We start from the raw sequence: 15162 nt of genomic DNA, 5'->3' as shown, positions 1-15162 counted from the left end.
TGTCGCAAAGGTAACGATTTGTCAGGTTGTCACATGGCGTTATTTGCCAGTCATACGCCTAGAGTTCGTTCTGTGAGCGAAGGATGGGATTGGCGCCAGGTGATCGCTCACAGCGAAGGAGGGCCTGTGGGCGAGCATGTGAAGATCAGGGAACGGCTCGACGACACCGAGGTCGCCGCGGTGCTCGACCTGGTGGAGGCGGCGACGGAGGCCGACGGCGTCCGCCCGCTCAACGAGCACGTGATGCTCCATCTCCGCTACGGCGGCGATCCGCAGGCCCGGTCCCTGCTCCTGGAGACGGACGGCACGCTCGTGGGCTACGCCCACATCGACCCGACGGACGAGGTCGAGGGGCCGAGCGCCGAGCTCGTCATCCACCCCGCCCACCGCCGCCAAGGGCACGGCGCGCGCCTGCTGAGCGCGGTCGTGGAGCTGGCGGACGGGCGGCCGCGCCTGTGGGCGCACGGCGACCACGCGGGCGCCGGGGCGCTGGCGGCCACGTTCGGCTTCGAGCGGGTGCGCTCGCTCTGGCAGATGCGCCGCTCCCTCTTCGCCCCTCTTGAGGCTTCCGCCCTGCCCGACGGGGTCGTGCTGCGCACGTTCGTACCGGGTCAGGACGAGGAGGCCTGGCTCAAGGTCAACGCCGCCGCCTTCGCCCACCACCCCGAGCAGGGCGCCTGGACGATGGACGACCTGATCCGCCGCGAGGAGGAGCCCTGGTTCGACCCTGAGGGGTTCTTCCTGGCCTTCCGCGGCGACCGGCTGGCCGGCTTCCACTGGACGAAGATCCACGGCTCCTCCTCCCACGGCCACGAGCCCCTGGGAGAGGTCTACGTCGTGGGCGTCGACCCCACGCAGCAGGGCACCGGCCTGGGCCGGACGCTGACCCTGGCCGGGCTGTGCCACCTGCGCTCGCGTGGCCTCGCCCAGGCGATGCTGTACGTGGACGAGGCCAACACGGCGGCGATCAGGTTGTACGAGTCCCTCGGCTTCAACCGCTGGGACGTGGACGTGATGTACGCGCCCGCCGAGGAGGCGGCTACTCCACGATCGCGTGAAGGATGAAGTAGGAGACGGCGGCCACCAGGGCGGCGGCCGGGATGGTCAGGATCCACGCGGTCACGATGTTCCCGGCGATCCCCCACCGCACGGCGCTGAGCCGCTTGGTGGCCCCCACACCCATGATCGCCGTGGTGATCGTGTGCGTGGTGGAGATCGGCGCCCCGAACCCGATGGCCGCCCCGTACAGGACCGTCGCCGCCGCCGACTCCGCGGCGAAGCCCTGGGGCGGGTCGAGCGCGATGATGCGCCGGCCGAGCGTACGCATGATGCGCCAGCCGCCCGCGTACGTCCCCAGTGAGATCGCCCCGGCGGCGGCCAGGATGACCCACTGCGGGATGGGGTCGGACGGGTTGGCGAACCCGCCGACGGTGAGCGCCAGGAAGATGACACCCATGGTCTTCTGCGCGTCCTGCAGCCCGTGCCCGAGCGCCATGGCGGCGGCCGAGACGGTCTGCGCGTAGCGGAAGCCGCGGTTGGTCTTGCCCGGCTGGCTGTTGCGGAAGATCCAGTAAATTGCGATCATGATCAAGGCCGCCAGGGTGAACCCGATCAGCGGCGAGAGCACCATCGGGATGACGACCTTGTCGACCACGCCGTCCCAGTGCACCACGCTGGCCGAGGCCAGGGCGGAGCCCACCAGGCCGCCGATGAGCGCGTGACTGGAGGAGGAGGGCAGGCCGAAGTACCACGTGATCAGGTTCCAGGAGATCGCGCCGATGAGCGCCGCGGCGACGACGACCAGCCCGTGGGGGCCGTTCGGAGCGTCGATGATCCCCTTGCCGACCGTCTGCGCGACCTGGGTGCCCAGGTGGGCGCCGATGAAGTTCATGGCCGCGGCCATGAACAGCGCGGCCCTGGGGGTCAGGGCCCGGGTCGAGACGGAGGTTGCGATGGCGTTCGCCGCGTCATGGAACCCGTTGGTGTAGTCGAATACCAAAGAGATGACGACCACGCCGATGACGAGGGCGAGCGTGAGGTCCACTACTGGGCCTAGCTTTCCTTGACCGCGATCGACTCGACGGTGTTGGCCACGTGCTCGAAGGCGTCGGCCGCCTCTTCGAGGGCGTCGACGACCTCCTTCATCTTCATGACGGTGAGCGCGTCGTACTCACCGCTGAACAGCTTGGCCAGAAGCCTGCGGTAGACCTGGTCACCCTGGTTCTCCAGGCGGTTGACCTCGATCCAGTACTCGTTGAGGTTCTTCATGGACCGCAGCCGCGGCATCGCCTCGGCGGTCAGCTCGGCGGCCCGCTCCAGCACCTCGACCTGCCTGACCACGTCTTTCGGCAGGTGGTCGAGCTGGTAGAGGACGATGAGGTCGGAGGCCGCCTCCATGGCGTCCATCACGTCGTCGAGGTTGGACGCGAGGCGATAGATGTCCTCGCGGTCGAACGGAGTGATAAAGCTCTCATTCAGCCGGTTCATGATCGCATGGGTGCGTTCGTCCCCGGCGTGCTCGCAAGCACGCATCTTCTCGGCCAGGGCCTCCCTGTCCGATCCGTCACTAATGATCTCTACCAGCAAACGGGATGCGGTGACCAGGTTGTTCGCGGAGTCTGCGAACAGGTCGTAGTAGCTGTCCTCACGTGGCGTGAGACGCAGGCGCACGTCGTTCTCCAGATGTGCGGGGATGGTCCGTGGAAAGGGTACGGGCTACCAGGCGAAATGCGAACTTCATGTCCCCTTCTCCTACTGGTTACCCTGCGTATGTTGTGCAACACCCGGGACAGAGGGTACTTTGATGTCTTTTTTGTCACCTTACCGGGGGACCGATATCAAACCTTGGTCCGATGGAAGTCCCGGAACGACCTCGACGGCGTCGGCCCCCGCTGCCCCTGATACCGCGACCCATACTTCTCGGACCCGTACGGATGCTCGGCGGGCGAGCTGAGCCTGAACACGCACAACTGCCCGATCTTCATCCCCGGCCACAGCTTGATCGGCAAGGTGGCCACGTTCGACAGCTCCAACGTCACATGCCCGCTGAACCCCGGGTCGATGAACCCCGCAGTCGAATGCGTCAGCAACCCGAGCCGCCCCAGCGAACTCTTCCCCTCCAGCCGCGACGCCAGATCATCCGGCAGCGTCACCACCTCATAGGTGGAGGCCAGCACGAACTCCCCCGGATGCAGGATGAACGGCTCATCACCGTCGGGCTCGACCATCCGCGTCAGATCCGGCTGCTCCACCGAGGGGTCGATGTGCGGGTACCGGTGGTTCTCGAACACCCGAAAAAACCGGTCAAGCCGTACGTCGATGCTGGAGGGCTGGATCATGTCGCGGTCGAACGGATCAAGCCCGAGCCGGCCGACTTCGATCTCGGCAAGGATGTCACGGTCAGATAGCAGCACGGTGAGCAACCTACCGCCCGATCGGAAACTCTGCGGGGTTGGGATTGCTGTTGTACGCCAAGTTTCCGCTACAGTGGGGGACGCGGCTTCGGGTCGCACGCGGGTGTAGTTCAATGGCAGAACATCAGCTTCCCAAGCTGACAGCGCGGGTTCGATTCCCGTCACCCGCTCTCAGTATGAAAAGCCAGGCCAGGGATGGGTTCCCCGCCTGGCTTTGATCGTTTCTAGGGTTGTATGGGGTTGAGGCCCTCCCTGCCCCGGAAAGATCTGGCCGAGCGTGGTCGCCTGTGTTTTCGACGAGCATGATGATGGTCGTCTGATCTTGCAACGAGGATCGACGACCCGGCGGTTGAGCGTGCCCCTGGGGCATGAGCTGGGCTCGATCCAGGACGATCCGGCGCGACATCAGAGGAGGACCTGGGCATGGCCTGGAGCACGCGACAGCTCGCCGACCTCGCCGGCACCACCGTCAAGACGGTGCGGCACTATCACCGAATGGGGCTGCTCAAGCTGCCCGACCGAGCGCCCAACGGGTACAAGCAGTATCAGACGACGCACTTCGTCCGGCTGCTTCAGATCAAGCGGCTGACCGAGCTCGGACTGTCGCTCGCCCAGATCCGAGCGATGGGGAGTGCGGACGAGGAGCCCGACGAAGCCATCCGCGTGCTCGACGCCGAACTGGCAGGCACGATCGAGCGCCTGCAACGGATCCGCGCGGAGTTGGCGGTCATCCTCGAGTACCGGGTCCCCCTGGACACCCCGGTGCCGTTCGGCCCGGTCGCCGAAGGACTGTCGGAGCGGGACCGAGCCTTGCTGACCGTGTTCTCGGGGGTACTCAAGGACGACGCGCTCGACGACCTCCGTCAGCTGATGACAGAGGTCACCGAGGGCAAGGCCGAGGACGAGTTCTACCACCTCCCAGCGGACACCGACGACGCGACGATCGAGGCCGTCGCGCGCCATCTGGCCGAGTCGATCCGGCGGAGCCAGGCCCGGTTCCCCTGGATGGCGGACCCCGGCGCCGCGGCGACGCACAGCCCGGGCTTCACCGAGGCCGCGATCGGGTCCGCTTTCGCCGAGCTGTTCAACACCGCCCAGCTGAAGGCACTCGCTCGCGCCCAAGCGCTGATCGAGGAGACGGAGCCGCCAGGGCGGCGGGAACCGTGAACCTCTTCAAGCCCCTCCAGGCTCACGTGGAGTGCCCGTCCTTCTCCTACAGCCGGTGATCGTCGCGCTCGCCGGTGCCATCAACGCACCAGGACCGCGTACGGCCACGCAGCGGTAAGAGGCGATCGACCCCGTCCCCGACAAGATCGCGGCACTCATGCGTGAGATCTCGACCGTGGGGAGGCTCGTCGAACGGCTCAGTATCCGATGCCTTGGTACAGCAAGCCCGCACTGTTGTGGACGACGTGGATGACCACGGCCGGCCAGATCGAGCCGGAGAATCGGAACAGCAGCCCGGCGCCGAGCCCGACGACGAACGCGATCGGCATGATGCTGTTGACGCCGTGCGCGACGGCGAAGACCGCCGCGCTCACGATCACGCCGACCCAGGTGCCCCAGCGGAACAGGAAGCTCGCGAACACGCCGCGGAACAGGACCTCCTCGCCGAAGGGCGTCAGCAGGCCGCCGAGCACGATCGTCACCACGAGGGAGAGCGCGCCCGCGCGCGCAGCGTCGCGATAGCCCTCCTGGAGGCTCTCCGACCCGGGGAAGAACGGGTCGAAGATCGCCGAGATCGGCCAGCTGAGCGCGAAGCACGCGAGGCCGATCGCGATGGCCGCGAGCAGCCAACCGGGATGAACGCGCCGCATCCCGAACGGGCGGACGTCGCGGATGCGGATGAGCACGGCGACGGCGAACGCTCCGAGCGGCGCGAGGCCCGAGACAAGGAAGTTCGCCTGGCCGGGCGAGACCGGGGAGCCGGCCGGCAGCAGGTAGGCGATCGTCGCCCCGACCCCGTACAGGATCGCGGCCGCGAGCACGGCGACGCCGAGCTCGGGCCAGCCTGGCCGCGCGGGCGTGCGGCGGCTCTGGTTCATGGGGACTTCATTCACGGCGTTCATGGCAACGAGTCTCATCCGTGCCCTAAGGGCATGGTCAAACTGACGGTCCCCGCCATGGAAGTGGGCTTACATCGACCGCATGGGCGTTGCTGTGCTTGGCGCCTGCTTGCGGCTGAACTCCGGCCCCAGTCTCGCGCCCGCTGGTGGTCGCAGCCAAAAGCAATGAGATCCCCGCGTTCACGCTCTTGCTGTCCAGGCTCGACCTCACCAGCGTGGTCAGCACCGCCGACGCCCTGCACACCCAGCACGAGCACGCCCGGCAGATCGTCGCGGCCGGAGGGCACTACCTGTTCATCGTCACGGACAACCAGTCCGCGCTGCTGCGCCGGCTCAAGGCTCTGCCCTGACGCGAGGCCATCCTCAACGACCGCATCGACGAGACCGGGCACGGCCACCGCGAGATCCGCCGCCTGAAGATCTGCGCCGTCCGCCCGGGCCTGCCCTTCCCCCATGCCGCCCAGGCCATCCAGATCAAACGCCGCCGCACCGACCACACCACCGGCAGACGGGGCTTCCCCCTGGCTGAGCGGAGCCCTCGGCGAGGTCGGCATCGGTGTCGCACGCACCGACACCTTCCTGGGCTCGCGATATCGCAGAATCGCCAAACGAAGAGGAAAACGCCGAGCTTTGGTCGCCGTCAGCAACTCCGTCCTCACCATCGCATGGCATCCGCTATCCGACCCCGACGCCCACTTTCACGACCTCGGCGCGGGCTTCTACGAATCCCGCCTTAACAAAGACCGCAGAACCCGCACTCTCATGCGCCAGCTCGAACAGCTCACAGGCCAGCAGGTCACCCTGGGCGCCGCCGTTGCCTGAACCGAGTAACGTCCGCTGAGCCACGGTCGTTGATCAGTGGTCGGGGTTCGCTGCCGCGTGCTCCTGCGGCTCCGATTTTCGAATCAGAGCACGAGCTCTTGGAACTGCTGTCCGAGAGCACGGACGTGCCCCCGAGGCCGAGCAAGCCGAACGAGTGATCGCTGAGGCGTTCGATGCCTGGAACAGGTGCCGAACACCAAGAACGCCTGCGAGCTGACCGGGATCTCCCGGGCGCCGCTGCACTCGGCAGCGCACCCCCGGCCTCGACCGGCCGGCCCGCCCGCACCGCGGCCCACCCCGCCCGACGCGTTGTCACGCGCCGAGCGGCATGAGGTGCTGGAGACGCTCAACTCCTACCGGTTCATTGACAAGGCGCCGCGGGTATGGGCGACGTTGCTGGACGAGGGCGTCTATCTGTGCAGCATCTCCACGATGTACCGGCTGCTGCGCGCCGAGGACGGCGTGCGCGAACGTCGCGCCCAGGCCCGCCACCCACCCAAGACCGTCCCCGAACTGTTAGCCGACGTCCCAACCGCGTGTGGGCCTGGAACATCACCGAACCCCGCGGTCCGGGCTACGCGATCATCGACATCTACAGCCGCTACGTCGTCGGCTGGATGGTGTTCCGACTTCCCCGGCTTCGGCTCCGTCGAGGATGCCCGACTGTTCTGCCAGGAGTTCTATGCCTGGTACAACCACGAGCACCATCACTCCGGGGTCGGCTGTCACCGCCCGGTTGACGTGCACTACGGCCGCGCTGTCGCCGTCCGCGATCGGTGGGCCGTCATCCTGGCCGCCGCTCAAGCCGCTCACCCTGGACGCCACGCCACCGGCGGCACCCCCACCCCGCCCGATCTGTCTGGTCCCGGGTGGATCAACAAGCCCAAGAACGAGAACCAGAAGGACACCACAGAGAAGCCGACACAGAATTAGCCAAACTTAACTGCCTTGATCGAATTGACAGGTTCCGCCCATGTTGTGAGGTGGAGTCGGGGCGACAGCCGTGCAATTAGCGTGCAATTAGACAGGGTGACGAGGGGGCAACCACGGTCACTCACGACCAGTCGAACCCCCAGCTCAGCCGTCTCACCTGCCGTGCTCGATGCACTTCCCAAGCTGACAGCGCGGGTTCGATTCCCGTCACCCGCTCCACACACGAAAAGTGCTGTTCGGCATGCCGGATCGTCTACTCCTCGAACCAGGCCACCAAGCGGACAGCATCGTCTCCGTGAACATGCGCGAGCGTACGCATGACTGCCCATACTCCATGCCAGAGGCTGTCAGGCGGTACAGCACGACGGCGCGTGGCACGCTCAACACGGAAGACGGTGTCTCTGTCCCTCCACTCGGTGCCTTCATCCCACAGCACAGCAACCTGATAAGGGTCGACCGTCAAGGTATCCACGCCACTTACCCGAGCGAATCTGCGGCTCCATACCGAGCGGTAAACGAGTTCCAGGCTTTGATCTGGAAGCTGCCGGTACTGGGCTATGTTGGTCGGATGAAGGGCGGGTTCATCCCAGTCGATCGCGGTGACCTCATCCCAGTTCAACCACGTGACACCGAAGGCGGCTTTCCCCCATTCCGCCAAACCCGCTTTGGTGCTCTCCGACGCATCCCGGGGGAGCCCGCGATCGGCCGCTATCGGTCGCCAGTGGCCTGAGCTGCGAACCCCGAAGAGACAATCGAAGGCCTCGTAGTCTCTGCCAACCAACATCTTCAGCGAGATAGCCGCGCACCAAGCGGTCTCGCCGACATCGAGACCGGGAGTCCATGTGCGGCACTCGATGAATCCGTGGATGTCGGTTCCCATGCCGAGATCTTCTTGTCCATGCGGAGGCGCTGTCCAACCCTTTGTGATCGCGAGTCACTCGCCGGTAGGGCCGTAGATGAGTGAGGTAGATGCCCGAGCAGAGCGAGTGGAGTTCGTGCAGGCCGCCGGGCCGTGCCCGCTGCGTGCCCGTTCGGACGGCGATCCACGGAGAGTCGCGGGGGCTCACGGTCACTCGACAGGCGTATACCCAGGTCAGCGTTTCCCCTGGTCGGAGGCCATGATCCTGAAAGAGTTCCCAAGCTGACAGCGCGGGTTCGATTCCCGTCACCCGCTCTCATAGCGGAAGCCCAGGGAGACCGATGGATTCGGTACCTGGGCTTTGATCTTGTCTAGGGTATTTGATCTCTGCGTGCCATTAGCGTGCCATTAGGGCTCCCGGTCATCCGGCGGGCACCAGCAGGCCAGGCGGATTGTCGTCATCCTCGTCGCGCGCCAGTTCGTGCCCGATGAGGTGCTTGTCGATCGCTTCGTGATCAGTTTGTCGGCTCCACGGACGGCGTGCTGGTAGATCATCGCGGCCTGAACGTTGTCGTGCCCCATGCGCGCCATGAGGTCCTTGAGACCCGCGCCCGAGTCGGCCGATCGCCCGCACGGCCTTCATCCAGCCGGAGAGCTTGTTGAACCCACTCCGACGCATCGGGCCACCCTTGATCCCGGCGAAGATCAGCGCTCCTGCCTCGGGCTTCACGTAGAGCCGCAGGTGCTCTCTCAGGGCCGGGATGATCGCTTGCGGGATGCCGACGATTCGCTTGCCCAGCCGGAAGAGGTCGGCCACGAACCGGGCGGTGAAGATGACCAGAGTGATGATGGCCGGGGTCTGCAGCACGGCCGGTTTTAAGACCACCGCCGTGTCGGGGGTGGTGGAGACGATGCGGTGCGGCTCGTCGCCGGGCATCCTCTTGAACATTAGGGTGAAGTCCTTCGAAGCATGTCGTGTGTGTGCGGAAGACCGAGGGGCCGCCGGGAGTTGCCGCTTCCTGCGGCCCCACTGAACATCAGGCCGCCTCGCCAGCGGTGGCCTTGTCTGTCTGGCCGGAGTGCAGCCGCTCGCAGTCGGCCAGGTACCGAGCGGCGGCGTTGAAGATCTCGCGAGCAACGGTCAGGTCGTCATCGGTCACCGACCCCGAGATCGAGACGGTCACCGAGGCGTCCGAGGTGTCCAGGTCGAAGCAGGGCTTGCCGCTCTCCCCGAGCCAGGCGCGCGCCCGCAGCTCCGCCGAGCAGAAGGCGACGCTGACCCTCGACGGCTGACCGGGACGCATGGAAACGGTGACATAGGTGTACGGGCTGAGCGTCATCGACCAGCCACCCCCAGCCCGTTCGGGAGACCGTGGAACATACTCTCCACCGCACCCGCGAACAAGGCGGCCTCCCGCGCCAGACTCCGAGCGAACTCGACGTCGTCGAGAGTGACGTGATCGTTGGCCGATATGGTGACGAGCACCTGTGTGCCGCCGAAGACGAGCCCCAGGACCGGCGACTGCTGCGGATACGGATGGTTCCGCACGTCAGCGCCCCGGCCGACCTTGAGGTTGATCGTGCTGGCCGGACGCGCCTTACGCCGCCCCATCACGCCGCGTCCTTGGCAGTGGCTGTCGCCTTACCGGCCGGACGAGGAGCACGCATCTCGCGAACCTTGATCGAGTACGCCAGCCGCCCGGCCTGGTTGACGTACGGCGTTGCGGTCATGTGGTCGAACTCGACCGGCGTGAACGGCAGTCCGGCCATCGGAGCCGGAGGAACCGGCTGCGTCGGGCTGAGGATCTTGACGGAGACGGTCTTCTGAGCCGCCTTGAGCGACGGGTCCGCGTCCATGACGCTGACCTGCCAGACGAGCTCTCCGCTCTGCTTGTCGCGGGTCTGGACGAAGCGTCCGTTGGTCGAGGCGTCGAAGTCCTTGACGGGCTCGACCTCGCCCACGATGTAGCAGCCGTGCGGGAAGACCATGTCGAACGTGACGGGGATGGGACCTTGCAGTGCCATGAGGCTGATCCTAGCTAGTCGTCTTGTCGCTAACTCGTCTTGTCGAGTTGCCGTGACGGTTCCCAGCTTTTCGGTGCTCGACAACACAAGTTCGCAAGTTTTCTTAGAACCACTTGGCCCGACGGCGGACGAATCGGCAGAATTCTGGACGACTTCGAGTCTGGAGGCTCTATGAAGCGGTTCGTCGTTACCGTGACGGTGGTGTTGTTAGCCATGACCGCGCTCCCGGCGAGCGCTGAGGCTGCCGATCCTGTGTCCGCGTTGAAGGCTCAGCTGTCCAAGTACAGAGGAGTCACGATCGTAGAGAGAGGTACCAAACCCACCAAGAAGATTGTTGGCATCCGAGCGAAAGTCCTGGTGAAGCTCGATCGGTCAGGCCGCCCGGTCGCCTCGGACCGCACCCTCATGACCCTCGGATACGAGGACATACCTCAGCATCACAGGGACATCATCGTTGATGGTCGAATGTACTACTGGGGCCGCATATTTAACGATGGAAGCCCGGTACTGCCCGAAGGTAAGCAGTGGGTTTTGAGGAACGACAAAGTTCAGCCTGCGGTCGGCTTCCTGCAGATGGTGAACGTACTCGAGCCTGCCACCTTGGGTGCGTTGCTCAAGTCGACTACCACGGTTCGCCGCGGTAAAGGCGAGACTCTGTACTCTGGAGCGGTTTCGCTCGGCGAGATATACAAAGTCTCCTCATCGCTTCGCGCGGATTATCCCAAAGGCTTCGACTACAAGACGGTCGTACTCAACTGGCGGCTATCCACCGACTCCAAGGGACTGGTCCGCCGATTGGTGACCTCTGAGAAGAACAGTGATTCAACCGACCTCATCTTCGACACTCGTTTTTCCGACTGGCGTCCAGAGGTAACTATCCAGGCTCCCCCAGCCAACGAAGTCGCTAACGAGCGCGAAGTCGGGTACGAGTAGGTCTGGTTGCGCGCGGAGGCTTCGCCTACAGCGAGTAGGAGTCCTCCAACTCATGGAGGTCGCCTGGAAGGACGAGGTCTACCACCAGCACGGGCCGCCCACCACCGTTGAAGATGCTCGCAAGCACCCCGAGGACCGCCGAAGACTTAGGAATCTGCAACGCCTTCGACTCGTCGGCCGAGGGGTGACGAGCGCTCAGCCTTTCAACGACGTGTTGCAGTTTGAGTCCCTTGCTCGCCCGGAAATGTTGCCTGATGCCGGCGGTGAGCAGTTGCGCCTCGCCGAGTTGTGTCCCCTCGGCCTGCTGCGCGGGACACCACATGGTGAACAGGTCGGTTGGCCGGTCATCATCACGGAAGAGAACACGGCGCCGTACTACCGTTGACCCTTCCGGCACGTCCAACAGCTTCGCGACCGCAGCAGTAGCCGTTAGTGGTCCAGCATCGATGATCGTGCAGTTCTCGTCGGCTTCCACCCGGTCCAGGACAGCTCGGCCCGGACGAGGGGTTTGGCTGGACGCGCCCGGTGGGGCAGCCTTCACGAAGGACCCCTTGCCATGCTCACGTTCGATGACCCCACGGAGCTGAAGAACCTGGAGGGCACGGACGACTGTCGGACGGCTCACCTTGAAGTCTCGAACAAGCTGCGTCTCCGACGGCAGCAGGGACCCGGGCGGATAGGTCCCGTCCGCGATCTTCTGCCTGATCGTCTGCACGATCTGGGCGTACTTCGGTGGCGCGAACTCTTCAGACGACATGACGACCATCCAACAACTCGACTTGTCGTAAAGCCTAGTTCGAGTTGGACAGCCTGTCTCCCCCAAAGCACGGGAAGGTACGAACTGGTGGAAGGACCGTCTCGCTGCGCATCAGAAAGTCCCTCCTCCAACCCCCTAGACGCGACGAAGGGCGCCCCTGAACTTCACCCAGCGCCACGCCCACTAAAGAGCCCCACCGTCGAGAAGGGCATTCCAGACACCTAGAGCTTCCTTGGCCCGCCAGCGATACGTCTCGTGGACCGTCTGCACCACCCCGTCGCGTCGCTCAGTCCGACGGAGATAGAGGAGGCCAGCCTCACGACACAGCTCATAAGCCGTGTCCTCGCACCCGCATGTGTACTCGACCACACGCGGGGGACCCTGCTCCTTTGCGACCTCCTGCCAGACCAAGCGCATGTGATCGGGTCGAGGCGGAGCAACATGAGGCGCAAAGCAGCCAGCGTAGATGTTCACAGCAGCGCACCCGCCTGCCCCGTTCCGCTGCACCGCCAGCAGTCATCCCGGCGTCGGTCATCGACAGTGGCATCGCCCGAGTTCTCGGCCGCCACAACGCCTCGGCGGAGGCTGACGTATTTCCAGCCCCGACCGGAGCAGGAGTCGCATGGCGCAGTCATGTAACGAGGGTTGCCCGAGAGACTGTCACGTCTCGATCGCCCGCGAGTACCGTCTGTGATCGACTCGTCTCCGTTCGTCTCTTCTTTGTCTCGTCCGAGCCCGTCTCTGTCGCTAACCTGGGCCTGTATGGCACCCCAGCCCGAGGCGCGGATCATGACTGACCAGCCGATCCTGTTGAAGATCCTTCTGACGCAACGCCACTGGCAGACCTACAGCACGTTCTGTAAGGAGTACGACAAAGCCGCCAAGAAGGTGGACCCGTCGTTGCAGGGTGGTTGGCCGAGCCGTGCGCAGCTCCATCGATGGCTGACAGGCGAACTCAAGGGCTTGCCCTACTCGGGCCACTGCCGCGTCTTGGAAGCGATGTTCCCGGGGAAGTCCGCACGTGAGCTGTTCTCCACGGGCGCCGTCGAAGTCCCACGCCGAGGACAGAGCCAGAGCCAGCCCGAAGCGCCGGCCCCGAGGTTGCGGCCTGCGCGATGCCGCAGATGGCCGACGTAACCGCGGTCTTCAGCAGCCGCTCCGCCTTCTCATCCGCTTATCCCCCATCGGCGATGTTCGACAGCGCGAAGGAGATCAGCGCGGCGGGACTGTCGCTCAACATCATCTGCCAGAGCCACCCCGACCATCAGCTCAGGCGCCTGCTGGACTCCGGCACCCGCATCCGCTGCCTCTTCCTCGACCCCAAAGGCCAGGCGATCCGCGCCCGCGAAGCAGAAGAGCGCTACACCGACAACACTCTGACGACCCTCACAGCACTTAACATCACCATGCTGACCAGGCTGCGCGATCGACTCGACACCGCGTCGGCCCAGCGCCTCGAACTCCACGTCTACGACGAGACGATCCGCTTCAACCTGCTGATCGTTGACCGGGCGCTCTGCGTGGTCCAGCCGTATCTACCGCAGTCCCGCGGAGTCGACTCGCCAACCTTCGTGATCAAAGACAACACCGCCGCGGAGGGGTTGTTCCCCGTCTTCGACCAGGTGTTCAGGGATATGTGGGAGCGGAGCAAACCTGTATGACCATCGACGCCCGAACGCTTCTCCCCATCGCCGAACGCGCCGTATCAATCGCCAGCGACATCATCAGAACCAAGACTCCCGGTGTCGTCACCGCCAAAGGTGACCGTGACATGGCGACAGAAGTGGACTACGCCGTAGAACACGCCGTACGCGAATTCCTGTCGCGAGAGACACCTGAGATCGGGTTCCTCGGTGAAGAAGAGGGCGTCAGCCGCATGGGTGACGGCCTGATGTGGGCACTCGACCCGCTGGACGGAACAGCCAACTTCCTGCACGGCATCCCACTGTGCGGGGTATCTCTCGGGCTGATCGACAAGGACATGCCCACGCTCGGAGTCATCGATCTCCCGTTCCTCGATATCCGCTATACAGCAGCCGAAGGGGCAGGTGCTCAAGCCAACGGATCCGACATTCGAGTGAGCGATGCCCGCGAGTTGGAAACCGCCATCGTGGCCATCGGCGACTATGCCGTGGGCACGAATGCCCACGAACGGAACCGGCCCCGTCTCGCCCTGACCCAGGAACTGGCCGCACGCGTCCAACGCATACGGATGTTCGGCTCAGCCGCGATCGATCTCGCCTGGGTCGCAGACGGCAAGATCGACGCCAACATCATGCTCACCAACAACCCATGGGACACCGCCGCCGGCGTCATCATCGCCCGCGAAGCCGGAGCCGCGGTCGTCGACCTCGACGGCAGCCCCCACAGCATGAGCGCCCACGCAACCATCGCCGCAAGCCCGAAACTCATAGCCGATCTCATCGAACTCATCACCGAGGCCTGCAAGGCCGCCAGGCACAACCAGCGCACTGCCGAATAGTTCTTGTAGGTATCAAGCGGCGACGCTCCGCGCCGCCGGCGCGGCCCTGCGCTCGGCCGCACGCTGCGCGTGCGGCCTGGGGGCCGTTCTCGCGCGCGCCGTGCTCGGGCCGCGCATGGACGGATGAAGCCGCCCAGTCCCACGATCTCCAAGCCGAGCAATCCATACTCGTAACCGCTATCTGAGACCGAAGTGCTTGATGGCTAGCTTCGCGACTGCGGCCGCCGACAGCTCGGTATTGTCGATCCGCAAGTAGTCGGCCCGATCCGTGAACTCGCCATTCGAGTTCAGCTGGTACTTGGCGTCCATCTCCAGAAGGTTTCGCCGCGACCAGTCGAGATCACGTTTCGACGGCTTCTCAGCCAGGCGAAGCTCCCCCTTGTTCCGCTCCAGACGCACCTCCTGGCTCGCGGACAGCTCCAGATAGAAAACCCGTCCTTCCCTGTTACGGAACGGAGCAGCGTAACGCTCCAGCTCAGCCTCATCTGCAGGATCGTCGAACGCCCACACGAACGTGAAGATCAGACCAGCCAGATCGCTAGCGGCCACCTCCTCAAAGACCCGTCGTCTGAACTCGCCAACGAGACGCACGTAAGGCTCGCTGCCGAACTCGAAAAACCGCAGCACCGGCTCGATAGCCAAATGGTTGTGAAAGACCTTCATCCCGGTCAGCTGTGCGATCTCATAGGCGACCGCCATCTTGCCAACCGCTGGAGGTCCAACAATGCACAACAGCGTAGGACCGTTCAACTCCGCAACCTCGCCCACCGTGGCAACCTAGACAACTCACCCAGCTCCAGCAACCATATTTTCTCGTCGAACAGCGTGAGCCATACGCATGAGTGACAGCACAAACAAAGCCTCCGGCGGGG

At 64.8% G+C, this 15162-nt stretch carries 19 protein-coding genes and 1 tRNA gene; 9 read left to right on the top strand and 11 right to left on the bottom strand.

Annotated elements, in window-relative coordinates; all coding sequences use genetic code 11:
* Positions 1-126: 126 nt before the first annotated feature.
* Entirely contained in the window at positions 127-1065 is a 939-nt protein-coding gene (mshD, locus tag H4W80_RS39430; RefSeq protein ID WP_318787268.1) for a mycothiol synthase, read from the top strand.
* On the opposite strand, the gene H4W80_RS39425 is transcribed toward mshD, so the two are convergent.
* The 3 genes from H4W80_RS39425 to dcd form a co-directional block, all read right to left on the bottom strand.
* A complete protein-coding gene (locus tag H4W80_RS39425) occupies positions 1040-2044 on the bottom strand; it encodes an inorganic phosphate transporter (RefSeq protein WP_192789714.1) in 1005 nt (334 codons plus the stop codon). The genes mshD and H4W80_RS39425 overlap by 26 nt on opposite strands.
* A gap of 8 nt (positions 2045-2052) precedes the next feature.
* Positions 2053-2670, bottom strand: a complete 618-nt coding sequence (locus H4W80_RS39420; protein ID WP_043625094.1) for a DUF47 domain-containing protein — start codon at positions 2668-2670, stop codon at positions 2053-2055.
* Between the two features lie 167 nt (positions 2671-2837).
* A complete protein-coding gene (gene dcd, locus H4W80_RS39415) occupies positions 2838-3413 on the bottom strand; it encodes a dCTP deaminase (protein ID WP_318787641.1) in 576 nt (191 codons plus the stop codon).
* 99 nt (positions 3414-3512) lie between these two features.
* On the opposite strand from dcd, the gene H4W80_RS39410 reads away from it, so the two are divergent.
* A tRNA-Gly gene (locus H4W80_RS39410) sits at positions 3513-3583 on the top strand.
* A 253-nt stretch (positions 3584-3836) separates the two neighbouring features.
* A complete protein-coding gene (locus tag H4W80_RS39405) occupies positions 3837-4580 on the top strand; it encodes a helix-turn-helix domain-containing protein (RefSeq protein WP_192789712.1) in 744 nt (247 codons plus the stop codon).
* A gap of 197 nt (positions 4581-4777) precedes the next feature.
* On the opposite strand, the gene H4W80_RS39400 is transcribed toward H4W80_RS39405, so the two are convergent.
* A complete protein-coding gene (locus tag H4W80_RS39400) occupies positions 4778-5482 on the bottom strand; it encodes a CPBP family intramembrane glutamic endopeptidase (RefSeq protein ID WP_225963903.1) in 705 nt (234 codons plus the stop codon).
* Between the two features lie 143 nt (positions 5483-5625).
* On the opposite strand from H4W80_RS39400, the gene H4W80_RS39395 reads away from it, so the two are divergent.
* From H4W80_RS39395 to H4W80_RS64740, 3 genes are all read left to right on the top strand, one after another.
* Positions 5626-5829: a hypothetical protein gene (locus H4W80_RS39395; protein WP_192789711.1), complete on the top strand. Its 204-nt coding sequence runs from the start codon at positions 5626-5628 to the stop codon at positions 5827-5829.
* A 103-nt stretch (positions 5830-5932) separates the two neighbouring features.
* Entirely contained in the window at positions 5933-6301 is a 369-nt protein-coding gene (locus H4W80_RS39390) for a hypothetical protein (RefSeq protein WP_192789710.1), read from the top strand.
* A 186-nt stretch (positions 6302-6487) separates the two neighbouring features.
* Positions 6488-7234 (top strand): hypothetical protein, encoded by a 747-nt coding sequence (locus H4W80_RS64740; protein ID WP_192789709.1) that lies wholly within the window; start codon positions 6488-6490, stop codon positions 7232-7234.
* 253 nt (positions 7235-7487) lie between these two features.
* Here the strand turns inward: H4W80_RS64740 and H4W80_RS39380 are convergent, their stop codons facing one another.
* From H4W80_RS39380 to H4W80_RS39360, 5 genes are all read right to left on the bottom strand, one after another.
* Entirely contained in the window at positions 7488-8114 is a 627-nt protein-coding gene (locus tag H4W80_RS39380) for a hypothetical protein (RefSeq protein WP_192789708.1), read from the bottom strand.
* A 400-nt stretch (positions 8115-8514) separates the two neighbouring features.
* Complete coding sequence (locus H4W80_RS39375; protein WP_192789707.1) at positions 8515-9030, bottom strand: hypothetical protein; 516 nt, start codon at positions 9028-9030, stop codon at positions 8515-8517.
* A gap of 100 nt (positions 9031-9130) precedes the next feature.
* Positions 9131-9433 carry a hypothetical protein gene (locus H4W80_RS39370; RefSeq protein ID WP_192789706.1) on the bottom strand — a complete coding sequence of 101 codons (303 nt, stop codon included), beginning with the start codon at positions 9431-9433 and terminating at the stop codon, positions 9131-9133.
* Positions 9430-9705 carry a hypothetical protein gene (locus H4W80_RS39365; RefSeq protein WP_192789705.1) on the bottom strand — a complete coding sequence of 92 codons (276 nt, stop codon included), beginning with the start codon at positions 9703-9705 and terminating at the stop codon, positions 9430-9432. The genes H4W80_RS39370 and H4W80_RS39365 overlap by 4 nt, the downstream gene beginning before the upstream one ends.
* A complete protein-coding gene (locus H4W80_RS39360; RefSeq protein WP_192789704.1) occupies positions 9705-10118 on the bottom strand; it encodes a plasmid replication, integration and excision activator in 414 nt (137 codons plus the stop codon). Before H4W80_RS39360 ends, H4W80_RS39365 begins: the two co-directional genes overlap by 1 nt.
* A 171-nt stretch (positions 10119-10289) precedes the next feature.
* Between H4W80_RS39360 and H4W80_RS39355 the strand changes: the two genes are divergently transcribed.
* Entirely contained in the window at positions 10290-11051 is a 762-nt protein-coding gene (locus H4W80_RS39355; protein ID WP_192789703.1) for a hypothetical protein, read from the top strand.
* A 25-nt stretch (positions 11052-11076) separates the two neighbouring features.
* Here the strand turns inward: H4W80_RS39355 and H4W80_RS39350 are convergent, their stop codons facing one another.
* Positions 11077-11808 (bottom strand): GntR family transcriptional regulator, encoded by a 732-nt coding sequence (locus H4W80_RS39350; protein WP_225963902.1) that lies wholly within the window; start codon positions 11806-11808, stop codon positions 11077-11079.
* Between the two features lie 1124 nt (positions 11809-12932).
* Here H4W80_RS39350 and H4W80_RS61580 point away from each other — a divergent pair.
* The gene (locus H4W80_RS61580; RefSeq protein ID WP_225963901.1) at positions 12933-13469 is read left to right on the top strand and encodes a DUF5919 domain-containing protein; all 537 of its coding nucleotides are present in this window, start codon (positions 12933-12935) and stop codon (positions 13467-13469) included.
* Positions 13466-14290 (top strand): inositol monophosphatase family protein, encoded by an 825-nt coding sequence (locus tag H4W80_RS39340; protein ID WP_192789701.1) that lies wholly within the window; start codon positions 13466-13468, stop codon positions 14288-14290. The genes H4W80_RS61580 and H4W80_RS39340 overlap by 4 nt, the downstream gene beginning before the upstream one ends.
* Positions 14291-14467: 177 nt before the next feature.
* On the opposite strand, the gene H4W80_RS39335 is transcribed toward H4W80_RS39340, so the two are convergent.
* Positions 14468-15058: an ATP-binding protein gene (locus H4W80_RS39335; protein ID WP_225963900.1), complete on the bottom strand. Its 591-nt coding sequence runs from the start codon at positions 15056-15058 to the stop codon at positions 14468-14470.
* Between the last annotated feature and the right edge of the window lie 104 nt (positions 15059-15162).

This window comes from Nonomuraea angiospora, from assembly GCF_014873145.1.
In the GTDB taxonomy this organism is placed as follows: Bacteria; Actinomycetota; Actinomycetes; order Streptosporangiales; family Streptosporangiaceae; genus Nonomuraea; species Nonomuraea angiospora.
The sequence above is the reverse complement of the archived record's forward strand: the minus strand, read 5'-3'. Positions and strand labels throughout refer to the sequence as shown.

Bases quoted from the DNA above. Each gene is read 5' to 3' on its own strand.
- H4W80_RS39405 (WP_192789712.1), top strand. From the start codon at position 3,837: ATGGCCTGGAGCACGCGACAGCTCGCCGACCTCGCCGGCACCACCGTC.
- H4W80_RS39400 (WP_225963903.1), bottom strand. From the start codon at position 5,482: ATGAACGCCGTGAATGAAGTCCCCATGAACCAGAGCCGCCGCACGCCC.
- H4W80_RS39390 (WP_192789710.1), top strand. From the start codon at position 5,933: ATGCCGCCCAGGCCATCCAGATCAAACGCCGCCGCACCGACCACACCA.
- H4W80_RS39380 (WP_192789708.1), bottom strand. From the start codon at position 8,114: ATGGGAACCGACATCCACGGATTCATCGAGTGCCGCACATGGACTCCC.
- H4W80_RS39375 (WP_192789707.1), bottom strand. From the start codon at position 9,030: ATGCCCGGCGACGAGCCGCACCGCATCGTCTCCACCACCCCCGACACG.
- H4W80_RS39370 (WP_192789706.1), bottom strand. From the start codon at position 9,433: ATGACGCTCAGCCCGTACACCTATGTCACCGTTTCCATGCGTCCCGGT.
- H4W80_RS39365 (WP_192789705.1), bottom strand. From the start codon at position 9,705: ATGGGGCGGCGTAAGGCGCGTCCGGCCAGCACGATCAACCTCAAGGTC.
- H4W80_RS39360 (WP_192789704.1), bottom strand. From the start codon at position 10,118: ATGGCACTGCAAGGTCCCATCCCCGTCACGTTCGACATGGTCTTCCCG.
- H4W80_RS39355 (WP_192789703.1), top strand. From the start codon at position 10,290: ATGAAGCGGTTCGTCGTTACCGTGACGGTGGTGTTGTTAGCCATGACC.
- H4W80_RS39350 (WP_225963902.1), bottom strand. From the start codon at position 11,808: ATGTCGTCTGAAGAGTTCGCGCCACCGAAGTACGCCCAGATCGTGCAG.
- H4W80_RS61580 (WP_225963901.1), top strand. From the start codon at position 12,933: ATGGCCGACGTAACCGCGGTCTTCAGCAGCCGCTCCGCCTTCTCATCC.
- H4W80_RS39340 (WP_192789701.1), top strand. From the start codon at position 13,466: ATGACCATCGACGCCCGAACGCTTCTCCCCATCGCCGAACGCGCCGTA.